The sequence below is a fragment of the Mesorhizobium sp. M1142 genome (assembly GCF_040318565.1).
Classification (GTDB): domain Bacteria; phylum Pseudomonadota; class Alphaproteobacteria; order Rhizobiales; family Rhizobiaceae; genus Mesorhizobium.
This window is the reverse complement of record NZ_JAMYMK010000004.1, coordinates 63,876-79,375: the sequence shown is the minus strand read 5'-3', so window position 1 is coordinate 79,375 and position 15,500 is coordinate 63,876. Positions and strand designations below refer to the sequence as shown.

The following is a 15,500-nucleotide window of genomic DNA, read 5'->3' as shown; positions in this document are numbered from 1 at the left end:
AAGCAAATCCGATTGGAATTACAAGAGCAAGTTGTTAGACGGATCGGTCGCTTTGTTCTAAATTTTGGCTCGAAATTGGAAAAAAGTCGCGCCAGAGCAGTCGAGGGTAAAATTGGTGGGGCGGTTCAAATCCGTGTTTGCGCACTGGACCCGCAGCCTGCGGCGGCGGCTCTTGGGTGAACGCTATCGCCCGGAAGAGCATTACATGCGCGGCCCAGGCCCGAAGACGAGAGCCAAGTTCGCGGGGCGCAAGAGCATCACCGGATCATGACCAACAACCTGCTGCGCGGAGCTAATTCGGCACCATCACAACGGCCGCTTGCCGATACGCGAGCGCCCGCTGAACGCGACGGCGTCGATACTTCGCCTGATGTCTCCGACAGCATCGCCAAGACCACCTGCTATATGTGCGCCTGCCGCTGCGGCATCGACGTCCATATCAAAGATGGCAAGGTCCGCTACATCAACGGCAACAAGGATCATCCGGTCAATCGCGGCGTGCTGTGCGGCAAAGGCAGCGCCGGCATCATGCAGCATTACAGCCCGGCCCGGCTGACGAAACCATTGCTGCGCACCGGACTGCGCGGCTCGGGCGAGTTCCGCGAGATCGAGTGGGAGGAAGCTTTGTCGCTCGCGACAGAGCGGCTTTCGAACATCCGCCAGACCGATCCGAAGAAACTCGCCTTCTTCACCGGCCGCGACCAGTCGCAATCGCTGACCGGTTGGTGGGCGAGCCAGTTCGGCACGCCGAACTTCGCGGCCCATGGCGGTTTCTGCTCGGTGAACATGGCAGCCGGCGGCCTCTACACGATTGGCGGCTCGTTCTGGGAGTTCGGCGAGCCCGACTGGGACAACACCAAGTATTTCATGCTGTTCGGGGTTGCCGAAGACCATGATTCCAATCCGATCAAGATCGGCCTCGGCAAGCTCAAGGCGCGCGGCGCCAAGGTGGTTTCAATCAATCCCTGCCGCACCGGCTACAACGCGATTGCCGACGACTGGATCGGCATCCGGCCCGGCACCGACGGCCTGTTTGTGTTCGCCCTCATCCACGAATTGCTGAAGGCAGGGCGCGTCGATCTCGACTACCTCTTGCGCTACACCAACGCCCACATCCTGGTCATTCAGGAGCCTGGAGCCGCCGATGACGGGCTGTTCATGCGCGACGGCGACGGCAATCCGCTGGCTTGGGACAGGGTGGCGAAGACGCCTGTCGACGCCGGCGATACCGACGCAAAGCCCGCACTGACCGGCAGCGTTCTCGTCGACAGCCGCCGCTGCGTGCCGGTCTTCCAACTCGTCGCCGACCGCTATCTGGACGAGTGCTATTCACCCGACGCCGTCGCTGACCGGTGCGGCATCTCCGCCGACACGATCCGACGCATTGCTGCAGAACTCGCTCATGTCGCCTTCGAACAGCAAATCGAACTGCCGGTGGCCTGGACGGACTGGGCCGGCCGCCGGCACAAGACCATCAAGGGTCGGCCGATGTCGATGCATGCGATGCGCGGCATCTCGGCCCATTCGAACGGGTTTCACACTTGCCGCGCCATTCATCTGCTTCAGGTGCTTCTCGGCACGGTGGACGTGCCGGGCGGCTTCCGCTTCAAACCGCCTTATCCGCGGTCCGCGCCGCCGGGTCCAAAGCCCGCCGGCAAGAATGTGAAGCCGATGACACCGCTCGAAGGCATGCCGCTCGGCTTCGTCTGCGGACCTGAGGACCTGCTGATCGATGAAGGCAGCAGGCCTGTTCGTATCGACAAGGCATACTCCTGGGACGCGCCGCTGGCCGCTCATGGGCTCATGCACACGGTCATCCGTAACGCCTGGGCAGGCGATCCCTACAAGATCGACACTCTGTTCATGTACATGTCCAACATGGCCTGGAACTCGTCGATGAATACGGTCGAGACGATGGCGATGCTGACCGATATCGATGCGGCGGGCGAGTACAAGATCCCGTTCATCATCTATTCCGACGCTTATTATTCCGAGACCGTGCCCTTTGCCGATCTGGTGCTGCCGGACACGACCTATCTCGAGCGTCATGACTGTATCAGTCTGCTCGACCGGCCGATCAGCCACGCCGACGGTCCGGGCGACGCCATCCGCCATCCCGTCGTCGAGCCGGACCGCGACGTCAGGCCGTTCCAGACGGTGCTGATCGAACTCGGCGCGCGGCTCGGTCTGCCCGGTTTCGTCGATGACGACGGCTCCGCCAAATACCGCGACTATGCCGACTACATCGTCAATCACGAGCGTACGCCAGGTGTCGGTCCACTCGCCGGCTGGCGCGGCAAGGACGGGACCCTGGTCGGCAAGGGCGACGTCAATCCCGACCAGTTGCAGCGCTACATCGACAATGGCGGCTTCTGGCACCAGGATTTCGCCGCCGATCAGCGCTACTACAAGATGGCAAACCGCTCCTATCTCGACTTCGCCGAGAGCATGGGCTTCATCCCGAAAGCCGAGCCGATCGTGTTCCAACTCTATTCCGAGCCGATGCAGCGCTTCCGCCTGGCGGCGCGCGGCCATGGCCGGGTGCTGCCGCCGGAAGCCGAGCGTAGCCGCATCGAGACCTATATGGATCCGCTGCCGTTCTGGTATGCGCCCTTCGAAGAGACTGCGGTTGACAGCCAAGCCTATCCGCTGCACGCGCTGACGCAGCGGCCAATGCACATGTATCATTCCTGGGGCTCGCAGAATGCCTGGCTAAGGCAGATCACCAGCCAGAACCGGCTGTTCGTGCATCACCGGACCGCCGCCAGCCTCGGGCTTGTCGATAACGACTGGGTGTGGATCGAGAGCATCAACGGCAAGGTCAAAGGACAGATCAAGCTGGTCGACGGCGTCAACGCCGATACGGTGTGGACGTGGAATGCGATCGGCAAGCGTCGCGGCAGCTGGGGGCTCAAGGATGGCGCGGCCGAATCCAATCGCGGCTTCCTGCTCAACCACATCATCGGCGACCAGACCTCCGCCGATGCCAGCGGCAAACGCTATTCGAATTCCGATCCGGTGACCGGCCAGGCGGCGTGGTTCGACCTGCGCGTGCGCATCGTCAAATGCGCGGCCGAGGAAGGCGGCTTCACCGAGCCGCAGTTCGAGCGGTTCCGGCAGCCGCCGCATTTCGAACCCTCGCCTGACAAGCTCACTTTCGGCGCAGAGTTCCGCCGGGAAAGAGAAGCTGCCAGACCATGACCTGCCTTCCCGCCCAAACCGACAAGAAGCTCGGCCTGGTCATCGATCTCGACACCTGTGTCGGCTGTCAGGCCTGCGTCACCGCCTGCAAGGAATGGAACACCGGCGGCCACATGGCGCCGCTGACCGACATCGATCCGTATGGCGGCGACGCCGACGGGGTCTGGTTCAACCGCGTGCACAGCTATGAGCACATGACTGAGATGGGTGGGCGCACGGTCAATTTCCCGCGCTCCTGTCTGCATTGCGAGACACCGGCCTGTGTCACCGTATGTCCGACCGGCGCCTCCTACAAACGGGCCTCGGACGGCATTGTGCTGGTCGACGAGGACAAGTGCATTGGCTGCAAATTGTGCAGCTGGGCCTGCCCCTATGGCGCGCGCGAGTTCGACACCGATGTCGGCGTGATGAAGAAATGCACGCTGTGCGTCGACCGTATCTACAACAACAATCTGGCGGAAGAAGATCGCGTTCCGGCCTGCGTCGCTGCTTGCCCGACCAGCGCGCGGCATTTCGGCGATCTGGGCGATCCGGCATCGGCTATCTCGCAACTGGTGGCCGAGCGCGGCGGTGTCGATCTGATGCCGGAAATGGGCTATAAGCCGACCAACAAATATCTGCCGCCACGTGCCCACACCACCCGCGCCGCATCGGTGCCGGCGCCGGCGCTTGAAGCGGTGCGGGCCGAAGGCGGCTTCCTCGGCTGGGTCGACCGCATGCTTTCGAACTAACCCGCGTCTCATGCATCCAGCATTCTCCGTCGTCTTTTTCACCACCGCCACGGGCGCCGGTTACGGCCTGCTCGCACTACTTGGCGTGCTCGCCGGACAGGGCTTTATCCCGCCCGATTTCTGGCTTGGCCTCACCGGCATGGGGCTGGCGCTTGGCCTGATCTCGGCAGGCCTGCTGTCGTCGGCCGGCCATCTCGGCCGTCCCGAACGCGCCTGGCGTGCCTTCTCGCAATGGCGAAGCTCCTGGCTGTCACGCGAAGGCGTTGCGTCGGTTGCGACCTTCATGCCGGCGGGACTGTTCGGTATTGGCTGGGTGGTCCTCGGCCGTACGAGCGGCTGGGTGGCTGTCGCCGGGCTGCTCGCTGCCATCGGCGCGGTCGCAACCGTCTGCACCACCGGCATGATCTACGCGTCGTTGAAGCCTATCGCCCAATGGCACAGCCGCTTCACCCTGCCCGGCTATCTGATCTTTTCGGCAATGACCGGCTGCGTGCTGCTCAATGCGCTGCTGCAGGGTTTTGCCGTCGGCTCGAATACGCTTCTCGCGGCTGCCCTATTGCTGACCGTGCTCGGCTGGGGCTGGAAGCTGGCGACCTGGCGGTACAACGACCGGCTGGAAATCCCGACCACAGCCAACACGGCGACGGGTCTGGCCGGCGGCACGGTGCGGTCGATGGAATGGCCGCATACCGAGGAAAACTACTTGCTCAAGGAGATGGGCTTCCGCATCGCGCGCAAGCACAGCGTGCGGCTACGCCAGATCACGCAGGTGCTGGCCTTTGCTTTGCCTGCGTTGCTGTTGGTGGCGGCGTTCGCCCTGCCGTGGCCCTATGCGGCGGTTTCGTCGATGCTCGCCGCGATCGCCCAACTCGCCGGCATGCTGGTCGAGCGCTGGCTGTTCTTCGCCGAGGCCAAGCACACCGTCACTTTGTACTACGGCAGGTAGGTTCAGCCCGGCCTGAGCATCGCGTGGGAAATCGCGAAGATGCGTTCGGTGCCAAGCATGTAGGCCATCAGCGTTTCACGGCGGAACAGCCCGGCATAGGCGCGATCAAGCAGATTGAGCGAGCCGGTATAGGCGCCGAAGGCCGGCATGATCATGCGGCCGCCATCGCCGGCAAAGCAGCGCCGCCGCACCGAGCGGCCTTGCTGCACGATGCGGGCGCAAGGATGCAGATGGCCTGATATCTCGCCCTCCACCCTTACCGCCGAAGGCTCGTGCCGGAAGAGCAGAGAGCCGATGGCCAATTCGCGCACGGTCTCGCCGGGCAGGTCGGCCGGTGCTTCAGGATCATGATTGCCGGTGACCCAGAACCAGTCGCGCCCAACCATCAGGCCTTCCAGCCTTTCGCGAAAGCTTGCGTGCATGCGCGCAGCGCCGCCGCCATCGTGAAAACTGTCGCCCAGGCTGATGACGATCGAAGGTTGGTAGTCGGCGATTACCGCTTGCAAGCGGAGTAACGTGGCTCCGGTGTCGTAAGGGGGAACCAGCGTGCCGCGCCTGGCCAGCGAGGAGCCTTTTTCCAGATGCAGGTCGGACACGGCCAGAAGCCGGAATTCGGGAAAGTAGAGCACGCCGCGGCGGTCGCAGACCGCGCGTTCGCCGGCGATATCGACAGAACCCACCTCCGCCAGAGGTGCAGCCATGGCCAGCGCGACAGTCATTTCGTCCCCATGGCCTCCTCGACCAGCGTGGCTGCATCCATCAGCAGCGTGTCATCGGCCTCGCCGTGCACAGGCATTTTGCCGATCTCGAGCATGATCGGCACGGCGAGCGGCGATATCTGCTCGAGGTTCTTATGCATGATTCGGCCCTGGACGCGCGAGAGCATCTCGGCAAGTCTGCTGACATCCAGCAGACCGGTCGCGGCGTCGGCACGCGTCGCCTGCAGCAGGATATGGTCAGGCTCATGGCTGCGCAGCACGTCGTAGATGAGATCCGTCGACACGGTCACCTGGCGGCCGCTCTTCTCTTGGCCCGGGTGGCGTTTCTCGATTAATCCCGAGATCAGCGCGCAATTGCGAAAGGTGCGCTTCAACAACCAACTGCCGGCGAGCCAAGCTTCGAGGTCGTCGCCCAGCATGTCCTCATCGAAGAGCGCTGCCAGCGACGGTTTCTTCGCCCTGAACATCCGGCCCATATCGGCAAGCGACCATATGGCAAGCGCATAGTCTGTGGCGACGAAGCCGAGCGGCTTGGCTCCCGCCCTGTCGAGGCGGCGGGTGAGCAGCATGCCGAGCGTCTGGTGCGCCAGCCTGCCCTCGAACGGATAGGCCACCAGATAGTAGCGGTTGCCGCGCGGAAAAGTCTCGATCAGCAGATCGTCGCGTTTCGGCAGCACCGACTTGTCGGCCTGGAAACGAAGCCAGTCGGCGACCTGCTCCGGCAGCTTCTTCCAGCGCTGCGGATCGTCCAGCATGGCGCGGACCTGTTCGGCCAGGTACGTCGAAAGCGGGAATTTGCCACCGCCGTAATACGGGACCTTGGCGTCGCTGCCGGGTGCATTCGAGACAAAGCACTCATTCTCGCGGATACCTTCGAAGCGCAGCACCTTGCCGGCGAACATGAAGGTGTCGCCATGCGTCAGCGTTTCGAGGAACGCCTCCTCGATCTTGCCCAGAACCCGGCCGCCACGCGAAGCCGCGCCTCTGCTGCCGGCCTGGACGTAGCGGACGTTGAGCGCCGGCACTTCGATGATGGTGCCGACATTGAGCCGGTATTGCTGGGCGACGCGAGGATTTGAGACCCGCCACAGCCCGTCCTTGTTCAACCGGATGCGGGCATAGCGCTCGTAGTTCTTCAGCGCATAGCCGCCAGTGGCGACGAAATCGATGACGCGATCGAATGTCGGCCGATCGAGATTGGCGTAGGGTGCTGCCGTCCGCACTTCCCCAAACAGCGCATCGGCATGGAACGGCGCACCGCAGGCACAGCCCAGCACGTGCTGCGCCAGCACGTCGAGCCCGCCATTGACCAGCGGCGGCGTATCCTGGGCACCGAGATAATTGGCATCGAGCGCCGCCCTGCATTCCAGCACCTCGAAGCGGTTGGCCGGAATCAGGATCGCCTTGGACGGCTCGTCCATACGGTGGTTGGCGCGGCCGATGCGCTGCGCCAGCCGGCTGGCACCTTTCGGCGCGCCGACATGGACGACCAGGTCGACATCGCCCCAGTCGATGCCGAGGTCGAGCGTCGAGGTGGCGACGATCGCACGCAAGGCATTCTCGCCCATCGCCTTTTCGACGCGCCGGCGCTGGGCGACATCGAGCGAACCGTGATGCAGCGCGATCGGCAAGGTGTCCTCGTTGACCCGCCACAACTCCTGGAACAGCAGCTCCGCCTGGCTGCGTGTGTTGACGAACAGCAGGGTTGTCTTGTGGCGCTTGATCTCGTTGTAGATCTCCGGCGTTGCATAGCGGGCCGAATGTCCCGCCCACGGCACGCGCTCCTCCGAATCGAGAATGGAGATGTCGGGCTTGGCGCCGCCGGTGACGACGATCAGGTCGGCCATCGGCCCTGGTGGATTCTGGCTGACCAGCCACCGCCGCAATTCGTCGGGCTCGGCGACCGTCGCCGACAGGCCTATCGTCTGGAGGGCCGGCACAAACGAGCGCAGCCGGGCCAGCCCGAGCGACAGGAGATGCCCGCGCTTCGAGGTCACCAGCGAATGCAATTCGTCGAGCACGACATAGCGCAGGTCCTCGAAGAAGCGCCTGGCATCGGGCGCGGCAATCAGCAGGGCCAATTGCTCGGGCGTGGTCAGGAGAATGTCGGGCGGCGCCAGCTTCTGCCGCTGGCGCTTGTGTGCGGGCGTGTCACCGGTGCGCGTCTCGACGGTGACCGGCAGCCCGATTTCTGCGACGGGTTTGCCGAGATTGCGCTCGATGTCGACGGCCAGCGCCTTCAGCGGCGAGATGTAGAGTGTATGGATGCCTCGATGCGCCTGCCCCGGCCTTATCCTCGGTCGGCCGGCCAGTTCGGTCAGCGATGGCAAGAACCCGGCCAGCGTCTTGCCGGCGCCGGTCGGGGCGATCAGCAATACCGACTGCCCGTCCTGGGCTTTGGCCAGCAAATCGATCTGGTGAGCGCGCGGCGACCAGCCCTTTTCCGCAAACCATTTGACGAATGGCTCGGGCAGGACGACGGCGGCATTCTGTTGGGCAAGGCGCGGCTGCTCTGTCACGTGCCAGAGGTAGCGCGGCGACGCGCAATCGCCAAGCAGAATCAGAACAAAAGGTGATCGATTCGCGTTATGGCCGGCGAAACCCGGTCGGGCCGCCATAGAGATAACCGATACGGGCGACCGCCTCCCTCATTCCTTCGCGCGACACCAGCATGGTGTGGCCGTTGGCGTGGATCATGGTCTCCGGATCCGTCATGATCGCGACGTGGCCTTTCCAGAAGACCAGGTCGCCGCGCCGCAACCCGGCAAAATCCGGCCCGGGATCGAGCGGTTCGCCGACGGTCGCCGCCTGCATGTCGGTGTCGCGCAGCACTTGCCTGCCAGCCATGTGCATTGCAAGTTGCACGAGACCGGAACAATCGATGCCGAATCCGGAGACGCCACCCCACAGGTAGGGCGTGCCGAGAAACGACTCGGCGACCGCGACGTAGTCGGGGGCAAACTCGGCGACAGGCCTGAGATGACCCGAGATGACCGCCTGGCCGGACGGCAGCAGAGCATAATGCGTGCCGCGCGTTTCCGCTGAGCCCGTCACCGCCACCAATGACCCCATCGAGAGCTCCCCGCTCACCGGGAACCGCAAATCCGGTCCCGGATACAGGAAAGTGCGCGGCACCGAGACAACATGCGTGGCCGCATGATCCCGACCGCCCAGCACAGTGTCGGCGACATAGCCGACGTAGCCGTCGCGCTCGGCCTGTATCCAGGCCCAGCCCCCAACGTCCTCGAAGACGAGGACGTCTTCGCCGAACAGAAGCTGGGTATCGACGCCGGCGTCCGGCCGCGGCGCCCTGCGGATGTCAGCGACGGAGGCTGATATGCGAGCCGGCCGGCCGGCGACGAAACGGTCGGCGGAAACCTCGCCTTTCAGCCTGGCGTCGGCGAGATCGGAGCGGAAGGCATGGAGGCGGGCATCCCTGGCGGTCAAATCGGCAACTCGTTCAAATGGGCAACTCTTGGGCTCTGGCAATGATAACATCGCCAAAGCGCTCGACAAAGAGCGCGCCTTCTACTGTGCGCCTGACCAGCACGTTGCGCTTGTCGAGCTCGTCGCGGTGGCGCGACACCAGTTTCAGCGCCCCCATCGTATCGAGCGCACGGGTGATCACCGGCTTGGTGACGTTGAGGCGGGCGGCTAACCCCCGCACCGTGTGTGGCGGTGGATCGAGATAGATGGTGAACAGGATCGCCGTCTGGCGCATGGTGAGATCGGGCGCGTCGTCACGCACCTCGGATAACACCACCTGTTGCCATAGTCGCAAGGCCTGGCTTGGACGCATGATAATCGACATCCGTCCAGCATGACTGAAAATTGTTTCGGTTCCGTTTCAGTCAATACCTTCGTCGGCTATGCCCGAGAATCAACCGTAGCGGTTCGAAATGGCCTGCTCCAGCGCCCGGATGCCTTGCGCTTCGCCACCGGCAAGACCGTGCGGGCGGTCGGACGGGTTCCAGGCGTAGATGTCGACATGCGCCCAGCCGGCGGTCTTTTCCACGAAGCGCTTCAGGAAAAGCGCCGCGGTGATCGAGCCGGCGAAACCGTCTGACGTGACATTGTTGATGTCGGCCACCTTCGACGCCAGCTTGGCGTCATAGGGCTTCCACAACGGCATGCGCCATAACGGATCCTCGACCGCAACGGAGGCGTCCGCCAGCTCGGATGCAAGCGCCTCGTCACCGGTGTAGAACGGCGGCAGGTCGGGACCGAGCGCAACACGGGCAGCGCCTGTCAGCGTCGCCATATCGACCAGCATCTGCGGCTCTTCGTCATCGGCCAAGGCCAAGGCATCGGCGAGTACCAGCCGTCCTTCGGCGTCGGTGTTGCCGATTTCGACGGTGATGCCCTTGCGGCTCACCAGCACGTCGCCTGGCCGGAAGGCGTTGCCGGCTATCGAATTCTCGACAGCCGGGATGAGCACGCGTAGCCGGACCTTCAGCCCGGTGGCCATAATCATGGAAGCGAGGCCCAGCACGTTGGCAGCGCCGCCCATGTCCTTCTTCATCAAAAGCATGCCCGAGGACGGCTTGATGTCGAGACCGCCTGTATCGAAGCAGACGCCCTTGCCGACCAGCGTTATCCTGGGGGCATTGTTCGGCCCCCAAATCATGTCGATCAGGCGCGGCGCGTCGGCAGATGCCCGACCGACGGCGTGGATCATCGGAAAGTTGGCGGTAAGAAGATCGTCGCCTTTGGTCACCGATATTTCGGCCTTGTGCGTCGCGGCCAAGGTCCGGGCGGCTTTTTCCAGCTGGCCGGGGCCCATATCGCTGGTCGGCGTGTTGACCAGATCGCGCGCCAGGAAAATGCCATTGGCGATGCGGCGGATGCGGGCAGCGTCGGTGCCTGCCGGCAGCGCGAAGCGAAGGCTCTTGCCTGGCTTCTTGCCGTAGCGGGTGAAGACATAGCCGCCGAGCGCCACGGCGAGTGCCGTAAGCTCCGGCTTGGCGGGTGCCGACGCAAAACGCCAGTCGCCCGCGGGCAAGGCTCTCGCCAGTGCGCCGACGGCCAGTGCGCCCTCGTCATCACCGGTGCCGAACAGGGCTCCGGCAATCGCGCCGTTGTCGCCAGGCACGATCAGCGTCCTGCCAGCTTCGCCGGAGAAGCCGTTGGCCTTGGCCCAGGCGACCGAGGATGGCGCAAGGCCCGCTGCCGCCAGAGCATCCTTCGCCACCAGATGGACCGGCAGCGCATTGCTCAATTCTTTCTCGACGAGTTCGACAGGCATTCGCTGGTCTCCGGGTTTTCCGAGTCGGCGTTTCTTAACTCTCCGTTAGGGTTAACAGAATATTTCTGCGGGAGGGAAGATGACCACGCAAATGGTCACGCGATGAACGGAGCCTTGGTGCCGATGCTGACCAACCGCAGGATGAACGCCAGCGCAAACAGGCTGATCAGCACGGCGTTGATGATGGCGCTTGCCGCAGGCGTCGCTGGCTGCGGAACCAGCAAATTGACGACTGGTTCGATTTCTCGTCCAAGCGGCAGGCCGCTGGAAACAATGTCGGCGGGCGAACTGCACAACGCTACGATGGCGCTCGGCCAGTCCTATGCGAAAAACCCCAGCGACAAGCGCATCGCCACAAATTATGCCGCGGCGCTGCAGATGGACGGCGACGCAGACCAATCGCTTGCGGTGATGCGCAAGCTGGCGATCGCCTTGCCGAAGGACCGCGACGTGCTCGCCGCCTATGGCAAGGCACTTGCCGCCAACGGACAGTTCGAACCGGCTCTCGATGCCGTGCGCCGCGCGCAGACCCCTGAATATCCTGATTGGAAACTGGTGTCGGCGGAAGCTGCTATTCTCGACCAGCTGGGCCAGAAGGATGAGGCGCGCCAAGGCTATCGCAAGGCGCTTGACCTCAGGCCGAACGAACCGTCGATCCTTTCCAATCTCGGCATGTCGTACGTGCTGGAAGGCGATTTGCGCACGGCCGAAACCTATATGCGCTCGGCCGCCCAGCAGCCGAATGCAGATAGCCGCGTTCGCCAGAACCTGGCGCTGGTCGTCGGTCTGCAAGGCCGTTTCGACGAGGCCGAGAAGATCGCCTCGCAAGAGCTGTCGCCGGATCAGGCGCAGGCTAACGTCGCTTACCTTCGCCAGATGCTGGCGCAGCAGAATGCCTGGAGCCAGCTCAAGGACCAGGACAAGGCAAAGCCTGCCACCAACTGACCGCTTCGACCGCCGAACCGGCGCGCGAATTCCGCAACATGTCTAACGCAAAGAGCCGCGCTGCACCGGCAGCGTGGCTGAATCGTATCAGCGTTTCTGGCAACGCCGCTGGTGCTACTCGCTGCTGGATTTCGGCTGGTCGCCGAAGATGCCGCGCTGGCTCACCTGGATGCCGGCGGGACCAAGAATGATGGCGAACAGTACCGGCAGGAAGAACAGGATCATCGGCACGGTGAGCTTCGGCGGCAGCGCGGCCGCCTTCTTCTCGGCGGCATTCATGCGCATGTCGCGGCTCTCACTGGCAAGCACCCGCAACGCATGCGCCACGGGCGTGCCGTAGCGCTCGGCCTGAACCAGCGCCTGGGACACCGACCTGACGGATTCCAGGCCAGTTCGGCTTGCAAGGTTCTCGTAGGCTTGCTTGCGCTCCTGCAGATAGGAAAGCTCGGCGTTGGTCAGGATGAATTCTTCCGCCAATGCCACAGATTGCGCGCCGATCTCATCGGCGACCTTGCGAAGCGCCGCTTCCACCGACATGCCGGACTCGACGCATATCAGCATCAGGTCGAGCGCGTCCGGCCACGCCATCTGAATCGACTGCTTGCGCTTGGTAGCGCGGTTGTTGACGTAGAGCACCGGCGCGTAGAACCCCGCATAGGCAACCACGATGCACACGAACAGCTTCACGAAAAACGGCTGCTCGGGCAATCCGCCGAGCACGAACAGATACATCGCCGCCAATGCAAAGCCGATGAAGGGCAGGACGAGACGGAAGAAAAGGAAGCGCGTCAGCGGATTTTGCCCGCGAAAACCCGCCACTTTCAATTTCTGCAAGGTACCTTCATCCGCCAGCGCACGCCTGAGATCCAGGCGATCGACAATATTGCGCATGCCGACCGACTGTTCTTCGCGCAGGCCCTTGCGGCGGCGGTCGGCTTCGATTGCCAGCCGCGCCCGCTGCTTGGCGCGCAGCTCATCGCGCTCCAGCGCCACGGATTTCATGCGCGCCTTGAGCTGGTTCCCGCCAAAGGCGGGCAGCAGCGTGAAGACGGTCGCAAACACCGCTATTCCGACCAGCAGTGCGATCAGCAGGGACGGATCGGTGAGAGTTCTGACGACGTGATCGGTCATACGCGAGTCCTAGACTTCGAAATTCATCATCTTGCGCATTACCAGGACGCCTATCGACATCCACACGCCGGAACAACCGAGGATCAGATTGCCGGTGCTGGTGGTGAATAGGGGCATGATGTAGTTCGGGCTCGTCAAATAGACGAGACAGGCGACGACGAAAGGCAACGCGCCGATAATCACGGCGGATGCCTTGGCTTCCATGGACAACGCCTGGACCTTGGCTTTCATTTTCTTGCGATCGCGAAGCACGCGCGAAAGATTGCCCAGCGCTTCGGAAAGATTGCCCCCGGCCTGAGACTGGATCTGGATGACGATGCCGAAGAAGCTCGCCTCGGTGCACGGCATCGTTTCTGGCATGCGCATGGCCGCGTCGGGGATCGACAAACCCATTTGCTGCGAATCGACGATGCGGCGGAACTCGGTCTTGACCGGCTCCGGGGATTCGTTGGCGATCAGGCGCACGGCATCGTTCAGCGGCAGGCCGGATTTTACCGCACGCACAATGATATCGAGCGCGTTCGGAAATTCGTTGAGGAACGCCTTGACGCGCCGCCCGCGGCGAAACGAGACGAACCAGCGTGGCAGACCCAAGACGCCGACCAGCAGCGCAGCCGGCAAGACCAGCAGCGGTGCGCCGATGAAATATATAAGAGCCGTCAAGACGACGCCGCAGGCCGCCGAGTAGACATAAAAGCGCTCGAGCGAGATCTTCATGCCGGACTGACGGATTTGGATCTTCAACGGTGGTTTTTTGACCAGGCTCTGATTGGACTTTTGCTTTTGATCGAGATCCTTCAGCGAATCCTGGACGGACTTGCGACGCTTGGCCGCTTCCGCGACGCGATCGCGCGAAGCCTTGACGACGGAACGATCCGTCTCGGCAGTCTTGATCGATTCAAGCCGCTTGCCGACCTGCTTCTCGGTGCTGATCCGGTTGAACAGGAAAGCATAGGCCACAGCGCCGGCGCTGAAGCCGGCGAGCACGACGAATGCCAATACGGTGCCGTCAATTCCGAACATCGATCCTGGCCCCCACGTTTCCGGACGGATCAGTCAGCGCGCTTCTCCATTGCCTCTAGCGCAACGGCGAGGCGCTGCTCCTCACCGTAGTAGCGGGCGCGCTCCCAGAAATGCGGACGACCGATGCCGGTCGACACGTGCTCGCCCAGCAGCCTGCCGTTCGCGTCCTCGCCCTTGATGTTATAAAGAACGATGTCCTGGGTGATGATGACGTCGCCCTCCATGCCGATCACCTCGGTGATATGGGTGATGCGCCGCGATCCGTCGCGCAGGCGTGCAGCCTGTATGATCACGTCGACGGAACCGACGATGATTTCGCGCACGGTTTTTTGCGGCAGCGTGTAGCCGCCCATGGCGATCATCGACTCTATGCGGTTGAGGCATTCGCGCGGGCTGTTCGAGTGGATCGTTCCCATCGAGCCGTCATGGCCAGTGTTCATCGCCTGCAGCAGGTCGAACACTTCGGGTCCGCGCACTTCGCCGACGATAATGCGTTCGGGCCGCATGCGCAGACAGTTCTTGACCAGGTCGCGCATGGTCACTTCGCCCTCGCCTTCGAGGTTGGGCGGGCGGGTTTCGAGACGCACCACATGCGGCTGCTGCAATTGCAGCTCAGCCGAGTCCTCGCAGGTGATGACGCGTTCCTCGCGGTCGATATAGTTGGTCAGGCAATTGAGCAGCGTCGTCTTGCCCGAGCCGGTACCGCCCGAGATGACGATGTTGCAACGGACACGGCCGATGATCTTGAGAATCTCGGCCCCTTGCGGCGAAATCGAGCCGAACTTGACCAACTGGTCGAGCGTCAGCTTGTCCTTCTTGAACTTGCGGATGGTAAGTGCGGTGCCGTCAATGGCCAGGGGCGGTGCGATGACGTTGACACGCGAGCCATCAGGAAGACGCGCATCGCAGATCGGGCTTGATTCATCGACGCGGCGGCCGACCTGGCTGACGATACGCTGGCAGATGTTGAGGAGCTGCTGGTTGTCGCGGAACCGGATGCCGGTCTGCTCGACCTTGCCATTGACTTCGATGTAGACGTTCTTGGAGCCGTTGACCATGATGTCGGCAATATCGTCGCGCGCAAGCAGTGGCTCCAGCGGCCCGTAGCCCAAAACGTCGTTGCAGATGTCCTCGAGAAGCTCTTCCTGCTCGGCGATGGACATCGCGAAATTCTTGATCGCGATGATGTCGTTGACGATGTCGCGGATTTCCTCGCGCGCGCTTTCGGGATCGAGCTTGGCCAGCTGCGACAGGTCGATCGTGTCGATCAATGCGGCGAAGACCTGGCTTTTGGTGTCGTAGTAGGTTTCGCTCTTTTGGCGCTGGATAGTTTTCGGCTCCGGCGCCAATGGCGGCGGCTCGACTGCACGGCGAACCTGAGCAGCAGGCGCGCCGGATGGCGGCAGCGTGGCGGGTCTGGCACCTATAGCCGCTTCCATAGGGTTCGCGGCAGCCGGCGCAGCAGCTGCGGGTGCGGGCTGACGGAATTCCGGGATAGTCCGGTTGCCGTCGTCGCTGCCTCTTTTACCAAACATGATCGCTTACCAATTCCACCGCTG

General features: G+C 63.1%; 12 protein-coding genes. 4 read left to right on the top strand and 8 right to left on the bottom strand.

Annotation, left to right across the window (positions count from 1 at the left end; translation table 11 throughout):
• Positions 1–267: 267 nt before the first annotated feature.
• The 3 genes from NKH42_RS08820 to NKH42_RS08810 are packed head-to-tail and all read left to right on the top strand — an operon-like array spanning position 268 to position 4,878.
• Complete coding sequence (locus NKH42_RS08820) at positions 268–3,201, top strand: molybdopterin oxidoreductase family protein (protein ID WP_352506167.1); 2,934 nt, start codon at positions 268–270, stop codon at positions 3,199–3,201.
• Positions 3,198–3,932 carry a 4Fe-4S dicluster domain-containing protein gene (locus tag NKH42_RS08815; RefSeq protein ID WP_352506166.1) on the top strand — a complete coding sequence of 245 codons (735 nt, stop codon included), beginning with the start codon at positions 3,198–3,200 and terminating at the stop codon, positions 3,930–3,932. The genes NKH42_RS08820 and NKH42_RS08815 overlap by 4 nt, the downstream gene beginning before the upstream one ends.
• 10 nt (positions 3,933–3,942) lie before the next feature.
• A complete protein-coding gene (locus NKH42_RS08810; RefSeq protein ID WP_352506165.1) occupies positions 3,943–4,878 on the top strand; it encodes a dimethyl sulfoxide reductase anchor subunit family protein in 936 nt (311 codons plus the stop codon).
• 2 nt (positions 4,879–4,880) lie between these two features.
• Here NKH42_RS08810 and pdeM read toward each other — a convergent pair whose 3' ends face one another.
• The 5 genes from pdeM to NKH42_RS08785 all read right to left on the bottom strand — a co-directional run bounded on the left by pdeM (position 4,881) and on the right by NKH42_RS08785 (position 10,842).
• Positions 4,881–5,597 (bottom strand): ligase-associated DNA damage response endonuclease PdeM, encoded by a 717-nt coding sequence (pdeM, locus tag NKH42_RS08805; protein WP_352506163.1) that lies wholly within the window; start codon positions 5,595–5,597, stop codon positions 4,881–4,883.
• A complete protein-coding gene (locus tag NKH42_RS08800; RefSeq protein WP_352702300.1) occupies positions 5,594–8,116 on the bottom strand; it encodes a ligase-associated DNA damage response DEXH box helicase in 2,523 nt (840 codons plus the stop codon). The genes pdeM and NKH42_RS08800 overlap by 4 nt, the downstream gene beginning before the upstream one ends.
• A 67-nt stretch (positions 8,117–8,183) precedes the next feature.
• Positions 8,184–9,095, bottom strand: a complete 912-nt coding sequence (locus tag NKH42_RS08795; RefSeq protein ID WP_502896125.1) for a C40 family peptidase — start codon at positions 9,093–9,095, stop codon at positions 8,184–8,186.
• Positions 9,058–9,408, bottom strand: coding sequence for a MarR family winged helix-turn-helix transcriptional regulator (locus tag NKH42_RS08790; RefSeq protein WP_023676939.1), 351 nt, complete (start codon positions 9,406–9,408; stop codon positions 9,058–9,060). Before NKH42_RS08790 ends, NKH42_RS08795 begins: the two co-directional genes overlap by 38 nt.
• 69 nt (positions 9,409–9,477) lie before the next feature.
• Positions 9,478–10,842, bottom strand: a complete 1,365-nt coding sequence (locus NKH42_RS08785) for a leucyl aminopeptidase family protein (RefSeq protein ID WP_352506160.1) — start codon at positions 10,840–10,842, stop codon at positions 9,478–9,480.
• 123 nt (positions 10,843–10,965) lie between these two features.
• Between NKH42_RS08785 and NKH42_RS08780 the strand changes: the two genes are divergently transcribed.
• Entirely contained in the window at positions 10,966–11,787 is an 822-nt protein-coding gene (locus tag NKH42_RS08780; protein WP_254816398.1) for a tetratricopeptide repeat protein, read from the top strand.
• Positions 11,788–11,901: 114 nt separating this feature from the next.
• On the opposite strand, the gene NKH42_RS08775 is transcribed toward NKH42_RS08780, so the two are convergent.
• From NKH42_RS08775 to NKH42_RS08765, 3 genes are read right to left on the bottom strand one after another with little or no spacing between them, the layout of a single operon-like run.
• On the bottom strand, positions 11,902–12,918 hold the full coding sequence (locus NKH42_RS08775) for a type II secretion system F family protein (protein WP_254816298.1): 1,017 nt from the start codon (positions 12,916–12,918) through the stop codon (positions 11,902–11,904).
• A gap of 9 nt (positions 12,919–12,927) precedes the next feature.
• Entirely contained in the window at positions 12,928–13,941 is a 1,014-nt protein-coding gene (locus tag NKH42_RS08770) for a type II secretion system F family protein (RefSeq protein ID WP_352751500.1), read from the bottom strand.
• A gap of 29 nt (positions 13,942–13,970) precedes the next feature.
• A complete protein-coding gene (locus NKH42_RS08765; protein WP_352751498.1) occupies positions 13,971–15,476 on the bottom strand; it encodes a TadA family conjugal transfer-associated ATPase in 1,506 nt (501 codons plus the stop codon).
• Positions 15,477–15,500 lie beyond the last annotated feature (24 nt).